We start from the raw sequence: 17038 nt of genomic DNA, 5'->3' as shown, positions 1-17038 counted from the left end.
TGTCACGGTCGAAATGGGCTAAACACGGCCGCATACATACGCGTTTTTGACAGAACAACGTCTGTAACCGCTCGTTGCGCCAAATCAGTTCACTTACATCAGAGACGAGACTGCTTGCAACGAGCAAATCTTGAGGAGGAATCTCGCACTTGACCCCCACACACTCTGCATCAAAGACGTGGCTCTGGAGCCTTATCTTACTTGTGCTCGCAGTGTTGTTTCATATGTATTTCATCGTAAGTGCGTGGAAACAACCGGTGATGCTTTTTGGGGACGCGTATTATTACGATCACTCAGCCACCGTGCTCAACGCCTTGCATCTATACTCCTATTGGAGTTGGGGACCTGCGGCGCAAGTGACGCCCGGATACCCGCTCTTCCTGTCCCTTATTTACCGATTTGCTTCCTTGTTCTCGCAAAGTCACCAGGTGGCTATGCACACGGCACAGACGGTACAACACCTGCTCTCCGTGGTCACCGTCATGCTCGTGTATAGGCTGATGCGCTTTTGCCTTCCACGCTGGGCCAGCTTCATCGGAGCCCTGCTTTGGCTCGTGTATCCGCCTGTCATCTACGCGAACAATCAGCTGCTTACCGAGAACCTGTACATTCCTTGTCTCTTGGCGTTTACCTTTGCGTTCCTCACAGCCATTCGCGATAAAACGCTTTGGCATTTTGCCGTGGCAGGTTTTTGGCTAGCCGTGACCACATTGGTTCGACCAAGCGTCATGCCGCTTGCCGTGGCGCCGTTGCTCTTGCTGTTTGATCGCGCAGTCCGCACGCAATGGCGGCACTGGCTAAGCGAATTCGCCTCGTATGTCGGCGTTTTCGTGTTGTTCATGCTGCCTTGGTGGATCCGCAATGCCGTGGTCATGCACCAATTGATCCTGACGGATCTCGACTCGGCGAATCCACTGTTGTATGGTTCGGACCCAAATTTTGAAAAGGACGTCTCTTTAAGTAGTGGATTATCTTTAGAACAGCAAAAGGCATTGGCTATCCATCGGATCGAAGCAGGTTTTCATACTCACCCACTGATGTATTTAAAATGGTATACTCTCGACAAGATTGGTCTGTTATTCGGCACACCCTGGTATAATTCGACATTGGCAAAACACGCGGGACTGCTTACGCGTGCCACCTTTGCCTACGCTCACCTGCATATCTTGTGGGTCGTCGTCGGGGCGATTGGCCTTCTGATGAGCGCATGGTTCCCGTATTTGCGGTGGATTGCGGCACTTGCGCTCTTTCTCATCGTCGTGCAACTGCCGTTCATTCCCATCAATCGCTATGCCTACCCAACCATGCCGTTCTTCTTTCTCGGCGTGGGCGTCGTGCTGTATGGACTACAACAACTTTGGCTCCGCAGACGCGGTGCTACACCAACTTCGCAAGGGGACTAACGACAAACGGAGGAACAAAACTCAATGCGGATTGCGGTACTCATCCCGTGTTACAACGAGGAACTGACCATCGGCAAGGTAATTGCCGACTTTCGAAGGGAATTGCCTGATGCTGATATTTACGTGTACGATAACAATTCCCGGGATCGTACAGCGGATATCGCGCGCGCGGCAGGTGCCATCGTGCGAAGAGAAGTTCGCCAAGGAAAAGGCAATGTCGTACGCTCCATGTTTCGCGATATCGACGCCGATATTTACGTGATGATCGACGGCGACGATACGTATCCCGCCGAATTTGTGCACGATTTAATCCAACCTGTGGCTGCCGGCGAGGCGGACATGAGCATTGGTGATCGCCATTCGGATGGATCGTATTCGAGTGAAAACAAACGGCCGTTTCACAATTTTGGAAACCAGTTTGTGAAGGCTTTGATCAATCGCCTCTTCCGATCCCAACTGCGCGATATCATGACTGGGTATCGGGTCTTTAATCGGCGTTTTGCCAAGACGATGCCTATTCAAAGCGAAGGCTTTGAAATTGAGACAGAGATGACGTTGCACGCATTGGACAAGCGTTTCCGGATTATCGAGATCCCGATCCGCTATCGAGATCGGCCACCTGGCAGCGAATCGAAACTGAATACCGTAAGCGACGGTATCCGCGTGCTCAAGACGGTGTTTTGGATTTTCAAAGATTATAAACCGCTCGCCTTCTTCGGCACGGTTGCCTTGCTTTTCTTCATCGCCGGCCTCGCCGTAGGCATTCCAGTCATTACCGAGTTTTTCGCGAGCGGTCGGATTGCGAAGATGCCATCGGCCATATTAGCCGTCGGTCTGATGGTACTTGCGACCAACTCGCTCACGTGTGGGTTCATTCTGGATACGATTGTCCGCAACCACCGGGACAATTACGAGCTGTTGCAAAATGAGTTCAAAGATTGAAGACCGGCAGCAGCCGACGGCGAAAGGGCGCGTTTCCATGCTGTACGTCGTATTGATTCTGGCCAACGTATGTCTTTTGGTAGGAGGACAAACGCTCTGGAAGTATGGCCTTCAGCATCGCGATTTAACAGACATTCGGTCCATTGTCGTCGCGATGTTTTCGCCATGGGTCATTGCAGGCATTGTTCTTTACGTGGTCGCTACTGTCATATGGATTTTTCTGCTCAACAAGCTATCGCTTAGCCTGCTCTACCCGTTGCAAAGTTTGGCATATGTACTTGCCATTCTCGTATCCATGTTCGTGTTTCACGAACACATTCCTGCCCTGCGCTGGGTTGGCGTTGGCGTCATCCTCGCCGGCGTGGCGCTTATCGCCGTATGACGGTCGGTAAGCGCCACTTTTATGGACTCAAACGAAGTAATCTCCTTCGCAGACCGTGACAGCCTCACCGGTCATCAAGATATGCCCATCATCCCGCAATTCGATATCGAGATCGCCGCCGAGCAGGTGCACAGTGACTTTGCTTCCGACCAATCCTTTGTGCGCCAAGGCGGCCACGCTCGCGCAAGCACCCGTTCCACAGGCATAGGTCACGCCAGACCCGCGCTCATAGACGCGAAAATCGATCTCAGATGGCGACTTGACAGCAACAAATTCCGCATTAATTCGTTCAGGAAAGTCCGGATGGGATTCAATGCGGGGCCCTATGCGCAAAACCTCTTCGTCATCGACGCGATCGACCAACGAGACAAAATGGGGATTACCCACGCTGACGAGCGTACCCCAGACCGGGACGCCATCGATATCGACCGCCACGTCATCTCCGCGATGCACCCCCGTGTAAGGCACAACAGACGAGCCAAAACCCGCCTGCCCCATATCAATGGTCACCAGGGGCACTCGCCCATGACGATCCATATGCACCCGCGCTTCCACGACGCCCGCTTTCGTCTCGATGGAAAACACGCCTGTATCGACAAGCCCGTGCTCATACGCATATTTCGCCACGCAACGCAGGCCATTGCCACACGATTCCGCTTCCGATCCATCCGCATTCCAAATCCGCATCCCCACGTCCGCCACGTCCGAAGGCTGGATCACAATCAATCCATCAGAACCAATGCCGCGACGCACGTCACTCACACGCCTTGCCAACTCCGCAAGATCCAAAGAAGGCAGCTGTGTCTCTGCGGTTGAAACGTAGATATAGTTGTTGCCGAGCGCATGCATCTTGGTGAACCTCATTGGGCAACCCCCTTGGCTTCAGACATAAAAATTTTTTCGTCCGATCGAAAATATTCGTTGCAATCCACCCAAATTCCTTGTATACTTTAATCGTTGCCTCGATGAGACGCGCGGTCGTGGCGGAATCGGCAGACGCGCTAGATTCAGGTTCTAGTGGGGGCAACCCCGTGGAGGTTCAAGTCCTCTCGACCGCACCATAGAAAAGGGATTTCGGAATTTTTCCGAAGTCCCTTTTGTGTTTACTGCAACGTATCGTCCGATCACGGCAGCGTAAACAACACATAGTTCCCCGGACCGACACACGCTAAGGCAAACGCGGTTGCCATCAACACGACGTTGTATTCGAATCCTCCGCGATCGACCCAATACCCATTGCGCCAGTGAACCGTAATGATGGCATCCAGCATAACTACGATGATAAAGACGGCCGCCACAGGCAACAACACGCCTACACACAGCATAGCGCCCGCAAGAAATTCCAACGTTCCGGCTACGACGGCCCAAATTCGGCCACCAGGACGAAATCCCAAACTCTCAAGCCACTGTCCGGTCCCGGAGATCCCGGCTCCACCGAACCAGCCAAACAACTTCTGCGTGCCGTGTCCAATGAACGTCAGACCAATCACCAAGCGAACGACCAATAAGCCGATATCCGCAAGACCTGCGTGCGCCATGCCCATCCCATCCTTTGCTCATACACATAGTAGCAGTGTTTCCGGAAGCGATGGCAAATACGCAGTCGGATGGCCGCAGCAATGTCATATGTGTACCGCATGGTTGCTCGGCACACTGGATACGCTTGAAGATGGGAGTTGAGGCGATTCGTGTGGTGATATTGTCCTTTTCTGCAATATTTCTCGTGATTGTTTTCGCTACAAAAACACATCCATGTCTTACTCAATATTGCAAAAGCGTGCTTTGGGTGACCGTGATCGCACTGTTGTACAATCTCGTGTGCCGAGGCTACCCACTTTGGTATCATCCGCGCTGGTGGCTGATGACGGACAAGTTTTCTCAATTGGTTCAAATATTTGTTCTTCTCCCCTGTACCACCCTACTGTTTCTGCGGAACATGCCGCGCCGGCGGATGGCGAAAATCATCTACGGCTTGTGCTTTCTTGCGGTCTACGGAATTTATGAGGCCTTGCTGTGTGCGACCCATGAAATTATCTATTGTCACGGTTGGTCATTTGGTTGGTCGCTATTACTGGATGCCTGCATGTTCTTCATCATGTGGCTTCACAACGAAAACTGGCGGATTTCCGTCGGCTTGTCTGGACTCATCATGTCGCTTTTCCTCGCCTGGTTTCATGTGCCATGGGACACGTAAACGCAAAAGGCCAGGGATGACTACCCACTGGCCTCAAGCGATTTCAATCTGGTTGTGGAGATTATACCGTTCCTTGCACGGTTTCTGGCAATCCGTTTGCGGCGATCACCTGGCGATACCACGCAAAACTGTCCTTCGGAATGCGCTCTTGCGTATCATAGTCCACGTAAATGATGCCAAAGCGCTTGGTATAACCGAAAGCCCATTCGAAGTTATCCAGCAAGGACCAAAGGTAATATCCCTTCAAGTTCCCGCCTTCCGAAATAAACTTACGAGCCGCCTCCAGGTGTTGATGCAGGTACGCGATTCTATCTGTATCATGCACATTTCCATCTTCGACCACATCGGCACTCGCTGCCCCATTCTCCGTAATGTAGATAGGGAGATCCGTGTAATCCTTTTGCAAGCGATGTAAAAGATCATACAACGCATCCGGATACACTTCCCAACCCATGTCGGTCACGGGGTTGTCCGTCTTCAGGTGCTTCACGCCAAGCAGCGGATCGTTTGGTTCATCCGCAACCAAGGAGCGCGTATAGAAGTTGATGCCCAGAAAATCCATTTTCGTTGCGATGGTCTCCATGTCCCCAGGGCGGACCACATCTAAATCGCCACAAAAACGATCCACCCGCTCCATGAACTCGGCCGGATACTCGCCCTTGAAAAGCGGATCGAGGAACCAGCGATTGGCAAAGCAATCTTGGCGCGCCGCCGCAGCTACATCCTGTGGCGAGTCGGAGGCGGGATACGCGGGCGTCAGGTTGAGTGTGATACCGATCTCGCCCTTCAACCCGAGCGAACGATACAATTTCACCGCCTCGCCATGCGAGAGCAAAAGGTGGTGCGCCGCACGATAGGCCCGTCGCCAATCGCGCAAACCTGGCGCGTGCTCGCCGATGCCGTAGCTCAGCAACGATGCACACCAAGGTTCGTTGTGCGTAATCCACATTGGAATTTGATCGCCAAGCTCTCGAAATGCCTTTTCTGCAAATTCAAGATAATAATCCACGACGGCTCGGTTCGACCAACCGCCTTCATCTTCAATCCACTGTGGTAGATCCCAGTGGTAAATCGTCGCCGCCGGGGTGATGCCATGCTTGTGCAACTGCTCCAATAACCGCTTGTAAAAATCAAACCCGTTGTCTAGAACCTTTCCCTTCGCTGGGAATACGCGAGGCCAAGCCAAGGAAAAGCGATAAGAACGGATGCCCAATTCCGCCATGAGCTTGACGTCAGATTCGTAGCGATGGTAGTGGTCACAGGCAATGTCACCCGTGTGACCGTGTAATACCTTGCCCGGCGTCTTCGAAAACGTGTCCCAAATCGACGGTCCTCTGCCATCTTCTGCAGCGGCCCCTTCGATTTGATAGGACGCGGTCGCAGCGCCCCAGATAAAATCGTCCGGAAACGAACGGTTTTGGCTCATAGATCATCATATCCCCCTTATGCAGGATGGTGGCAAGCAACAGCATGGCCACTCGACAACTCGCGCAACGGTGGCTCCTCGTTTCGACACACGTCGGTCACGAGAGGACAGCGATTGGCGAACGGACAGCCTTTGCGCCCCTCGAGCAGATTCGGTGCACTATTACTCGTCTCAGGCAACGGGCCGCGGTGGCGCGTGCCGGGTGTCGCGGTGAGCAACAGCCTTGTATACGGATGTGTCGGCGCTTTAATCAACTCCGCCGATGGTGCAGTTTCCATGACCTTGCCGCCGTACAAGACCATAATGCGGTTGCCAATATAGCGCGCCGAAGCCAAATCATGCGTGATATACAGGAAAGCTAGATTGAGATCATTGCGCAAATCGTTCATCAATTTCAGAACGCCAGCACGGATCGATACGTCAAGCATGGAAATGGGTTCGTCGGCCACGATGAACTTAGGGTTGACCGCCAACGCGCGGGCGATCGCCACACGCTGCCGCTGACCTCCAGACAACTCGTGCGGAAATTTACGGCGCGTCTCAGCAACCGGTGTCAGACCAACCTTGGTCAGCAGCTCATCAATCTGTTCACTGACGCTGACACCCTTGTTTGCCCGATACTTGCGCACAGGAAACGCCAAGTGCTGTTCAATCGATCGCGTTGGATTTAGCGAACCAAACGGATCCTGAAATACCATCTGCGCTTCCTTGCGGTATTCCTTGATCTCGCGACCACGAATGTGTGTCACGTCGCGTCCACCGACAATAATCGAACCGTCCGCAGGCTCAATCATCCGGACTAATGCCTTGCCAATCGTCGACTTTCCGCTTCCCGATTCACCGACCAAAGAAAGAACCTCACCAGGCCCAATCGAAAAACTGACGCGATCGACAGGGCGAATAAACTGACCCTGGCCAATCGGAAAGTGAACCACCAAGTCCTTGACTTCCAGGAGCGCCGTCCCGGTAGCAGGCGTCTTTGTCGCATTAGACATGGGAGACCAACTCCTTTTCACTGAATAGGTGGCACTCGATCAATTTATCGCCGACAGCCAACTTTTCCGGACGCACGCGCCGACAAATATCCGTCGCATAGGGACAACGAGGATGAAAAGCACACCCGGATGGGAGATCCTGCAAATCAGGCGGGTAGCCACCGATGCCCTGAATCGTAACGTCCTCAGCAGTCAACTCCGGAATCGCCTTCAACAAGCCTTCTGTGTAAGGATGGTGTTTCTCTTGCAGATGCAAAAGATCGCTTGGTGTGACTTCAATAATCCGCCCCGCATACATGATGGCAACCCTGGACGCCAATTCGGCTACAAGGCTGAAGTCGTGACTGACAAACAAAATGGCAAATCCTACTTCTTGCTGAATCTTGCGGATTTCATCAAGAATTGAACGCTGGACCACCACATCGAGAGCTGTTGTCGGTTCGTCCATAATCACGAGCGCAGGGTTAAGTGCAATCGCGATGGCGATGACGACGCGCTGACGCATGCCACCCGAGAGTTCGTGCGGATAACTCTTCAGATGTTTGGGATCAATGCGCACAAGTTCCATTAGCTCCCGGGCGCGGGCCCGTGCCTGTTCCTTCGTCATATCTTTGCGATGAGACAACAGAGCATCCAGAATTTGTGTTTCCACAGTCATCACGGGGTTCAGGGCGCTCATAGCGCTCTGAAAGACCATCGCCATTTTACTCCACCGGAATTGACGCAATTCTTTCTTCGAGAGTTGGTAAACGTCTTGGCCAAGGATCTTCACCCGACCCTTGGTTACCACTGCATCGCCCTTGAGTAAGCGCATGATGGTGTAAGCCATCGTCGATTTGCCAGACCCCGATTCGCCAATGAGCCCTACAATCTCGTTTGGGTAGACTTGCAAGTTGACGTCGTTGACAGCGTGAACAAGTCCGCTGCCTGTGACATACGCGACAGACAGGTCCTCAATCTCCAGAACTGGTTTATTGTCCGCCATCTGTCGACACCCCTTTCGTCTGGCTCTGTTGCAACTCCTTCAGCAACTTCTGCACATCCTTCTTCTTGCGCGACGTACGAAGGCGTGGGTTCGTCACCTGGTCGATACCGAAGTTCATCAACGCAAAACTTGTGCCAAGCAAAGCGATTCCGAGACCTGGCGGTACAAACCACCACCATGCGCCACTGATCATGGCACCGTTTTGGGACGACCAGTACAACATCGTGCCCCAACTGGTGGAAGCCACATTTTCAAAACCGAGATAAGCCAAGCCAGATTCCGCAAGTACAGCAGCAAGACACGCGTACATCACGTTCGACGCGATGACCGATGTCATATTCGGAACAATTTCGAAGAGAATGATGCGAAATGTCGATGCACCCGACAGCCGAGCTGCCGCGATATAGTCTCGACTTGCAATCGTCATCGCCATCGACCGCATCACACGGGCGCCCCACGCCCAACCGGTCAATGCAATGATCAAGCCGTTCATGTACGGCGTCGAATTATTGACGTACGATTCGATGATAATCAGCAGTGCCAAGCCAGGCATGACCAAAAAGATGTTACAGATGGCGTTAAGAATCGAATCGGTCACGCCACCCAGATATCCCGCTGTCACGCCGATGAGCACCGCGATAATCGTACTGAGCACGCCAGCCCCAATGCCGACGATCAGCGTCGCGCGAGTGCCCCAGATAAATTGTGAGAACACATCCTGCCCCAGACTTGTCGTGCCAAAAATATGGCTCGCTGAAGGCGGTTGCAACATGTTGAAGTTCGTCGATGAAGGATTGTATGGCGCTATCAACGGTGCAAATATCGCAATGACGACAAACAATCCAAAGAGAATAACACCGACCAGCGATCTTGGGTTTTTAAAAAACGTCTGCAGCGCGGAGTTTTTACGCTTCGCTTTTTGCTTCGGAGTATTGGCGGTTGTATTGACGGCAACGCTCTGTGTACTCACGACGTTGCACCTCTCCTTCTTACGCGCGGATCCAAACGTCCGTACAACATATCGACGATGAAGTTAATCACCAACGCCGTCACGGCGATAATGAGAAACATGCCTTGGATGAGCGGATAATCCTCACTCGAAACCGCATTCGTCAATCCGTAACCGATACCCGGATAGGAGAACACTTGTTCAATCAAAATCTGACCACCGATAATGGAAGATAGCGCGATCGCGATCGAAGTCAACTGCGGTAGCAGCGCATTGCGTGCAGCGTAGGAAAATATCAAGCGACGCGTTGGCACGCCCTTGGCTTCTGCAAAAACAACATAATCTTCCCCAAGCGTGGTCATCATATTGTTCCGCATGCCGATGATCCATCCGCTGATACTGCCGACGAACACGACGAATGCCGGAAGGATACTGTGATAAATCGCACTCGTAATAAACGGCAAGTTGTATCCTTGCGTCACATCGTCACCGGAACCGTGCGCCATCGGAAACCAATGGTGTATAAACCCAAAGAAGTAAATACAGATGAGTCCCAGCCAGAAGCTTGGAATCGCCTGTCCAAACATCGTGACAATCGGAATGACGTTATCCGCCGTGCCACCGCGGCGCCAAGCGATGAGTATCCCAACCAAGGTACCGACAACAACCGCAATGATGGTGACGACGCCGAGCAAAATGATTGTCCAAGGCAAGCTGTTGGAAATAATGCTAACAACGGAAGTCGGGAAATATTGAAACGAGCTGCCCCAGTGACCTGTCAAAAGATTGCCAAGATACTGGAAGTACTGCTGATACAACGGACCGTTCGACAATCCAAGTTCCTGCTCAATCGCTTTCAGGGCAGATGGATTGATGTTGCCGGCTTGTTTCGCAATCATCGCCTGCGCCGGATTGCCAGGCATCAACCTCGGCAAAATGAAGTTGAGCGTCACGGCAGCCCATAGGGATAAAATTAAGAACCCTAAGCGGTTGAGGAAGTAACGCATGGATCACACCCCTTTTCGAAAGGCGAGAAGACTGTTCGAAAAAGTCCTCTCGCCCGCCTCACAAAATTAATTCTATCCTAGCCGATGCTAAAAGCGGTTACAAACCTTAATTTACCGGCTTTAAACGATCCATGACAATCGCTGCGGATTGATAGTTATACGGCGATGGATCGATCCACAAATTGCTCTGGGTCGAGAATCCCGTGAACTTCGCGTCGTTGTACTCGAACCAGAGTGCGCCGTCCAACAGCGGAATGACAGGCAATTGCTCTGCCGCAACGCGTTCGACCTGATACATATACTGCTTTTGCTGGCTGAGGCTCGAGGTTGCCGCGAACTTGTTGAATATCGCATCCAGGCTCGGATTTTTGTATCCTTCGATATTAAACGAGCCATTCGAATCCAGCATGTCATAATACGTCGTGTATGGGGTCGGCCCTGTGTTAGTCCACGAGATCGCGAGATCAAAGTGTGGTGTCTGACCGGCACCCGGATCAATGGAGTTGTAGTACGCTGTGTATTGATCTTGCTGAACATTGACGTTGATGCCAACCTTTTGCAGTTGCTGCTTGATGAGAAGTGCATCCTCATCCCAATCGCTCCAGCCGGAAACGGTCAACAAATTGAAGGATAGCTCCTGGCCGCCCTTCGCAAAGATGCCATTCTTGTCCTTCTTAAAACCAGCTGCTTCGAGAAGTTTGACGGCCTTGGCGTCGTTGACCGTGAAGGACTTATCGGCAGCAGGCAGGTTCGGATCAAGCCAAGCCTTTTGCGGCGGCAAGACCAAGCTGGTCGGTACGGCTGGCTGTTCGTACCCCGTCTCACCCTTCTGTGACAACGCGTTCCGATCAATAGCCAAACTAATCGCTTCGCGCACGGACAATTGCGCCAACAGCGGATTGCGCAGGTTCGGATACAACTCGACAGGGTTGTTTGGCGGGAAGTAGTAGTGATTGTGCTTCGGATCCGCCGCCACAAACGTCTTCTGAATGTCCGGGATGTTGATACCGGCGTACTGAATCTGACCGCTTGCAAGGGCCAAGTCGGCGCTTGAATTACTAGAAAACGCTGGGTAATTGAGCGTTTTCACAGCGGGCGCTCCACCGTAATACTGCTCATTCGCAGTAAATTTATAGTCTTGTGACGAGAAATAGGAGATTTTAAACGGTCCGGTGCCAATCGCGTTGGCATGTGTGATTTTCGCCTTTGCCGGGTCACCCAACTTGCTCCATTGATGTTGCGGAACGATATACGTCCCACCGAGTACATATTGTTCAGCAAACGGGATATTCGGTGCCTTAAAGTTAAATACGACGGTGTACTTGCCTTGTGCTTTAACGCTTACAAGCTGTTGCCAAATGCCGTTCGTGTCGGCGTCCGGATACTTCTTCAGCGATTCAAATGTAAAGACGACATCATTCGCCGTAAACGGAACGCCATCTGTCCACTTTGCCTTGTTCTGCAACTGAACGGTCAATGTCTTACCACCGTTGCTAAAAGCGAAAGATTTACCGAGCAAATCGAACTGCTTGCCTGTCGTATTGTCAAAGTAGAACATGGTCTCGTAAATGTTGCCAAGCGTTCCATCAACACTGTTTGTTCCCGAAAATGGGTTGAAGTTGTCAGCGAAGCTACCTGTGACATTGGGAGCCACCGTCAAGACAGCGTTACTTGTGCTGGCCGACCCTTGTGAAGCACTCGTCGTAACACTTTGATTTCCGCTTGTCGAAGTAGAATTTGAAGCGTTCGTCGTCGCTGTACCACACCCCGCAACCCCGAGTGCGACAACGACTGCCGAGCCAACGATGCCAAAAATCCGTTTGTTTGACACCATAAGTCCCCCTTTAATGTTGCAACAATTACTGCGCAGAAACACGACTCACCCGAAACCGTTTTCGACGAAGCCGAATCCGCTTTCCTTGACCTCCGGGTGCGCGTAGCTGCACACTCCCGCATTCGCCTTGCATAGAATCGGACAACAAGCGACAACACGGCGATTGGCGAAAACGGTTTCGACACAAACACTAGTGCGGTTCGCCCTAGACAATGGTTATTGTGCATCATTTGTTGTTCATTTTCAAGTGCGAAATTTGGTTGAACGAGTAGAAAAATATAGAACGAGTTCGAAAACGGTTCCGAAAATGGGTAGGTCGATGCCTGTTATGCTCGGAGAAGCCGCAATTGACGCCAAACTTCCGCCATGGCTGCCACGACTGCCGCAACATTCGGTTTCGTCTATCAACATAGTGCCCCGTTTTGTATAATGTCGCTTGTACGACCTATGTCAATGTTAGGAGGCTACTATGACTTCCACGCTCTATCTTCACGACAACTGGCGTTTTTCGGCGGCCAACGAAATCGATTGGCATAACGCTACGGTCCCTGGGTGCATCCACACAGATCTGCAAGCAAACGGCCTCATACCTGATCCGTTCTACGGAACTCATGAGGGCTCGATACAATGGATCGATAAACAAGATTGGCTATATGAAACCGTATTCGATGTGCCTCAGGAGGTGTTGAACGAATCACAAATCGAGATCGTCTTTGAAGGTTTGGATACCTATGCAGAAGTGTTCCTGAATGACACGCTCATTCTCTCGGCCGACAATATGTTTCGGACATGGCGCACAGAAGTCAAGCGCTTCTTAAAAACCCATGGTAACCGGTTACATATCCGCCTTCGTTCGCCGATTAAAGAAGATTTGCCAAAGCTAGAACGCTTAGGGTATGGTCTGCCTGCAACGAATGACCAGTCAGAGCGTGGAGGTTTAGGTGATAAAAAACTGAGTGTATTCAGCCGCAAAGCCCCTTACCATTACGGCTGGGATTGGGGTCCACGCCTTGTGACAAGCGGCATTTGGCGACCTGTCAAACTTGAAGCCTGGTCACAAGCACGCATCACAGATGTCTATATTCACCAATCTAGCGTTACACTTGAGCATGCCATATTAGAAACGAATATTGACATCGATTCCGAAGTAGATGGCCCGGCCCTTCTTCAACTGCATGTGGACGGACGAGTCATCAAGAGACAAGTGTCACTTAGCCAAGGCATGCAGACGTACTCAATCCCTGTGGATATCCAAGATCCTCGGCTTTGGTGGCCACGCGGCTATGGCGAAGCCAACTTATACACATTCCGCGCAGAAGTGTTGATTGCCGGAACGGTAATTGCGAGCCGTACGATGCGTACGGGCCTACGTGATATTCAACTGGTTCAGACGAATGACGAAATGGGCACCTCGTTTTATTTTCAAGTGAACGGTGTCCCTGTGTTCGCCAAGGGAGCCAACCACATTCCAAATGATAGCTTCATCACGGAAGTCGACGAAGAACGCTATCGACATGAAATTGTAACGGCCGCTGAGTCCAACATGAACATGTTGCGAGTATGGGGCGGCGGCGTATACGAAGACGACTGTTTTTACAACTTGTGCGACGAATATGGAATTATGGTCTGGCAAGATTTCATGTTCGCCTGTAGCATGTATCCCGGCGACGAAGCGTTTTTGCGAAATGTGGAACAAGAAGCAGAGGACAACGTCCGGCGACTCCGAAATCATCCGTGCATTGTCCTGTGGTGTGGTAACAACGAGATCGACACCGCTTGGGCACAATACGATGAACAGGGAGGATGGGGTTGGAAACAACAGTACACCTCTACACAGCGGGCAGAAATTTGGTCCGCCTATGAAGCCATTTTCCACCGCCTCTTGCCCGATGTCGTAGCTCGCTTGGCGCCACGAGCCGCATATTGGCCGTCCTCTCCTATGCAAGCACTCACGGGAGATATCAATCAGCATGCCAAGAACGATTCAACACGAGGCGATATTCACTACTGGGGCGTATGGCATGCTGTAGAACCGTTCTCTAACTATAACGTCTACCTTGGCCGTTTCATGAGCGAATACGGATTTCAGTCATTTCCTGAACTGCGCACAGTGCGATCTTACGCTAGCGAAGCTGACATGGAACTGGAATCGGATGTGATGAAATGGCACCAGCGCAGCGGCGATGGCAACCGACTAATTAAAGAGTATATGGACATCTATCTGCCGACACCAAAGGACTTCCCTGCATTTTTAACGATGAGTCAAGTCTTGCAGGCTGAGGCCATCCAAACAGCCATAGAAGCGCACCGCCGCAAGAAACCGTACTGTATGGGCAGTCTGTACTGGCAAATCAATGATTGCTGGCCCGTCGCTTCCTGGTCGAGCATGGATTATTTCGGACGCTGGAAAGCGCTACAGTATTATGCAAAGCGAAGCTTTCGTGACATCGCCATATCCTTAGAAGAAGATGATGAACACATTGCGGTCCAAATCATCTCGGATGGACGCGAAGATCTCGCAGCTACACTACATGTCCAGTTGTTTCAATTTGATGGCCAACAGATTCGCGAGCACACGACACAGGTACACGTCGAAGCTAATCGCGTAATGACTGCGTTTTCGTTGAACAAAAACGACTGGACGGCAGGCTGTTCTCTGCCTGAAATTGTCCTAGTGGCTACACTCGAGAATCAAGGTCACACACTCGATCAAAAATGCCACTACTTCACTTCAGTGAAAGAGTTGCGACTACGCAAGGCAACCATCACTGTTCGACCCGTAAATCCCGACAATGGAATGACCTTCTTGGTAGAAACGAACGTCTTCGCCAAAAGCGTGATGTTAACTGCATCTGTTGAAGGCGTCTTTTCAGACAATTATTTCGATCTCGTTCCGGGGCTGACAAAGACGGTCACATTTTTGCGGCGCGAACCCGGTCAAACTGCTCTCCAGCCTGCGCAACCGGGACTCATTACCGCGTCGTCCATGTGTGATTGGACAGCCGTAGCGCAATGATGTTCATGAAAGCTCTGATGTTCCTATAGTCTCGAACATCGTGCAAGGGTTGCCTTGATGGGCAACCCTTGCGTTATCTTAGGCACTTGGGCGGTATTTTTGCAAAGAGTTTTTTAATGCATCCAATGCGGTTTGCAGTTTGCTATATGCCGATGCCGGCGCACCCTCGCCATTGATAGCATCCTCTATCGTCACGACGGCCTCGGCTTGTTCAAACAGAATGCCGTTTGGAGAATTTGGGGCACTACGGGTACCTAAATCCGTGATGGTCTCCAGTTGTGTGTCGTAACTGACATTGCGATTTTCTGCAATCGTCTTCGAAACTCCGTGATAAATCGTTTCACACACTTGGTAAAGATGCGGATCAACGGAATGTTGATTGGCCGACGGACTGGCAGACTGATTCACTCCGTCACTTGACACCGTTTGGTTCGCTGGCATGGTGTTCGCTGAGTCGGATTGGACTGTGCCACATCCGGCGGTCAGCAGAAATATGCAGCAAAGCGGCCAAACCCATGGTTTTCGCACACCCTATCCCTCCCTTACATGTTCTCCATGAAACATAAAGCCGCCGATTCGCATCTGCGAACCGACGGCACCGTCCATCTGCTTACTTCTTAAAGAAGTCAGCATTCTTTTGGATGAAGTCCTTTTCATCCTCCGGAACGAAATCTTCCTGGAAAATCGCGCTAACCGGACAAACCGGCTCGCACGCAGCGCAATCGATGCACAAATCCGGATCGATATAATATTGATCTGGACCTTCATGGATTGCATCAACCGGACAGGTTTCGACACAATCCGCAGCCTTCTCGCCAATGCAAGGCGAGGTAATGACAAACGGCATTCGTATGATCCTCCTTTGGAGTAAAGTCAGGATGATGTCCTATTAGAGATATACATCAAATGTATAGGAAAACTCAAACGAAATCTTTGTGGCAATTTATTACGAACTGCCTATCGAGTTTTCCACGGAAATAGAAAATACACAATAACGAAAGAATTCAGTGCTCACTTCAGCAATGCCAAAGCATGACGCCTTGCCGTATCCTGGTATTGAGTCAATACAATGGACACATAAAAATTGAGAATGTACAAGATTTCCCACTCGATGCCTTGGCCGTGCTTGACATGTAGCCTATGTGGGCACGATGTCGCCTTTGACCGCAGCGCAACCACGCTCGCCCTTGGTAGACCGGCCAGGCTATCATACCCGCCTCTCCACGTCAAACACTCACTTGGCAATGTGCACCGGCACCTTTCAACCGTTCCTCGAAATATTGGCGTTCGACGTCATCGGACGTCCGATAGCCAACTGCAGGAGCGAGGAATTTTCGGCCGTTCGCGCCATGCGTAATAGCTGCTCCGAGATACACCGAGGACTTTGTACATCTTCTGAACCGGAAATTTGGAGCGGTACTTGTGGAGCCAGGCATACACTACCTTCCGTGAAGATGCACATTTTTTTTTAGAATTTCATTCTCCTCTCGCAATTGGCGATTTTCTCGCTCCAGAGCGCACATCGCTTTCGCGTCCGGTCTCAGGTTCCCGCTTCCAACGAATGGGGTCTTAAGATCTTCGCGATACTTCGCGATCCACCCTTACAAACTCGTCACGAATATCCCGAGATTGCGTGCGATCTCACTTGGCTTCTGGCCTTCCAAAGCGAGTTGAACAGCATGTAGCTTAAAGTCGTTGTGGTACTTTTCTGTCACGTGGCTCACCCCGAATGTACTTATTCTTACATTCTCAATTCGCTGTATCCACTGTTTGTAAATGGCCAGGTTAGAATCGACAATAGTGGCCACTAAAAATCGTCATTGATAGGGGTGATAAAAAAGATCCGCACTCCTCTTGTCGAAAGTTGTAGGTGCGAACAAACAACATAGACAAGATGAAGAGGTG

At 51.3% G+C, this 17038-nt stretch carries 15 protein-coding genes and 1 tRNA gene; 6 read left to right on the top strand and 10 right to left on the bottom strand.

What is annotated here, in order from left to right; genetic code table 11:
* The first annotated feature begins 149 nt into the window (after positions 1-149).
* From QMF38_RS04535 to QMF38_RS04525, 3 genes are read left to right on the top strand one after another with little or no spacing between them, the layout of a single operon-like run.
* Positions 150-1403, top strand: coding sequence for a glycosyltransferase family 39 protein (locus QMF38_RS04535; protein ID WP_058094599.1), 1254 nt, complete (start codon positions 150-152; stop codon positions 1401-1403).
* A 24-nt stretch (positions 1404-1427) separates the two neighbouring features.
* Entirely contained in the window at positions 1428-2345 is a 918-nt protein-coding gene (locus QMF38_RS04530; RefSeq protein ID WP_058094600.1) for a glycosyltransferase family 2 protein, read from the top strand.
* Positions 2329-2727, top strand: coding sequence for a DMT family transporter (locus tag QMF38_RS04525; protein ID WP_006446760.1), 399 nt, complete (start codon positions 2329-2331; stop codon positions 2725-2727). The genes QMF38_RS04530 and QMF38_RS04525 overlap by 17 nt, the downstream gene beginning before the upstream one ends.
* Before the next feature lie 27 nt (positions 2728-2754).
* Here the strand turns inward: QMF38_RS04525 and dapF are convergent, their stop codons facing one another.
* On the bottom strand, positions 2755-3591 hold the full coding sequence (gene dapF, locus QMF38_RS04520; protein ID WP_058094601.1) for a diaminopimelate epimerase: 837 nt from the start codon (positions 3589-3591) through the stop codon (positions 2755-2757).
* Between the two features lie 110 nt (positions 3592-3701).
* Between dapF and QMF38_RS04515 the strand changes: the two genes are divergently transcribed.
* Positions 3702-3788 (top strand) — tRNA-Leu (locus QMF38_RS04515).
* A 63-nt stretch (positions 3789-3851) separates the two neighbouring features.
* Here the strand turns inward: QMF38_RS04515 and QMF38_RS04510 are convergent.
* Positions 3852-4271 carry a DoxX family protein gene (locus QMF38_RS04510; protein ID WP_083496066.1) on the bottom strand — a complete coding sequence of 140 codons (420 nt, stop codon included), beginning with the start codon at positions 4269-4271 and terminating at the stop codon, positions 3852-3854.
* A 125-nt stretch (positions 4272-4396) separates the two neighbouring features.
* On the opposite strand from QMF38_RS04510, the gene QMF38_RS04505 reads away from it, so the two are divergent.
* Positions 4397-4921, top strand: coding sequence for a CBO0543 family protein (locus QMF38_RS04505; RefSeq protein ID WP_281758823.1), 525 nt, complete (start codon positions 4397-4399; stop codon positions 4919-4921).
* Between the two features lie 61 nt (positions 4922-4982).
* On the opposite strand, the gene QMF38_RS04500 is transcribed toward QMF38_RS04505, so the two are convergent.
* From QMF38_RS04500 to QMF38_RS04475, 6 genes are all read right to left on the bottom strand, one after another.
* Complete coding sequence (locus tag QMF38_RS04500) at positions 4983-6347, bottom strand: GH1 family beta-glucosidase (RefSeq protein WP_058094603.1); 1365 nt, start codon at positions 6345-6347, stop codon at positions 4983-4985.
* A 17-nt stretch (positions 6348-6364) separates the two neighbouring features.
* Complete coding sequence (locus QMF38_RS04495; protein WP_058094604.1) at positions 6365-7342, bottom strand: ABC transporter ATP-binding protein; 978 nt, start codon at positions 7340-7342, stop codon at positions 6365-6367.
* Positions 7335-8327: an ABC transporter ATP-binding protein gene (locus QMF38_RS04490; RefSeq protein ID WP_058094605.1), complete on the bottom strand. Its 993-nt coding sequence runs from the start codon at positions 8325-8327 to the stop codon at positions 7335-7337. Before QMF38_RS04490 ends, QMF38_RS04495 begins: the two co-directional genes overlap by 8 nt.
* Positions 8314-9297: an ABC transporter permease gene (locus QMF38_RS04485; RefSeq protein WP_006446768.1), complete on the bottom strand. Its 984-nt coding sequence runs from the start codon at positions 9295-9297 to the stop codon at positions 8314-8316. Before QMF38_RS04485 ends, QMF38_RS04490 begins: the two co-directional genes overlap by 14 nt.
* The gene (locus tag QMF38_RS04480) at positions 9294-10283 is read right to left on the bottom strand and encodes an ABC transporter permease (RefSeq protein WP_040289290.1); all 990 of its coding nucleotides are present in this window, start codon (positions 10281-10283) and stop codon (positions 9294-9296) included. Before QMF38_RS04480 ends, QMF38_RS04485 begins: the two co-directional genes overlap by 4 nt.
* Before the next feature lie 106 nt (positions 10284-10389).
* The gene (locus QMF38_RS04475; RefSeq protein WP_058094606.1) at positions 10390-12117 is read right to left on the bottom strand and encodes an ABC transporter substrate-binding protein; all 1728 of its coding nucleotides are present in this window, start codon (positions 12115-12117) and stop codon (positions 10390-10392) included.
* 469 nt (positions 12118-12586) lie between these two features.
* On the opposite strand from QMF38_RS04475, the gene QMF38_RS04470 reads away from it, so the two are divergent.
* The gene (locus QMF38_RS04470; protein WP_058094607.1) at positions 12587-15133 is read left to right on the top strand and encodes a beta-mannosidase; all 2547 of its coding nucleotides are present in this window, start codon (positions 12587-12589) and stop codon (positions 15131-15133) included.
* Between the two features lie 78 nt (positions 15134-15211).
* Here the strand turns inward: QMF38_RS04470 and QMF38_RS04465 are convergent, their stop codons facing one another.
* Complete coding sequence (locus tag QMF38_RS04465; RefSeq protein WP_058094608.1) at positions 15212-15661, bottom strand: hypothetical protein; 450 nt, start codon at positions 15659-15661, stop codon at positions 15212-15214.
* An 82-nt stretch (positions 15662-15743) separates the two neighbouring features.
* On the bottom strand, positions 15744-15980 hold the full coding sequence (locus tag QMF38_RS04460; protein ID WP_006446774.1) for an indolepyruvate ferredoxin oxidoreductase subunit alpha: 237 nt from the start codon (positions 15978-15980) through the stop codon (positions 15744-15746).
* Between the last annotated feature and the right edge of the window lie 1058 nt (positions 15981-17038).

It is taken from the genome of Alicyclobacillus hesperidum subsp. aegles (assembly GCF_027923525.1).
Classification (GTDB): domain Bacteria; phylum Bacillota; class Bacilli; order Alicyclobacillales; family Alicyclobacillaceae; genus Alicyclobacillus; species Alicyclobacillus aegles.
Note: the sequence above shows the minus strand (reverse complement) of the source record. Positions and strands in the feature narration are given on the sequence as shown.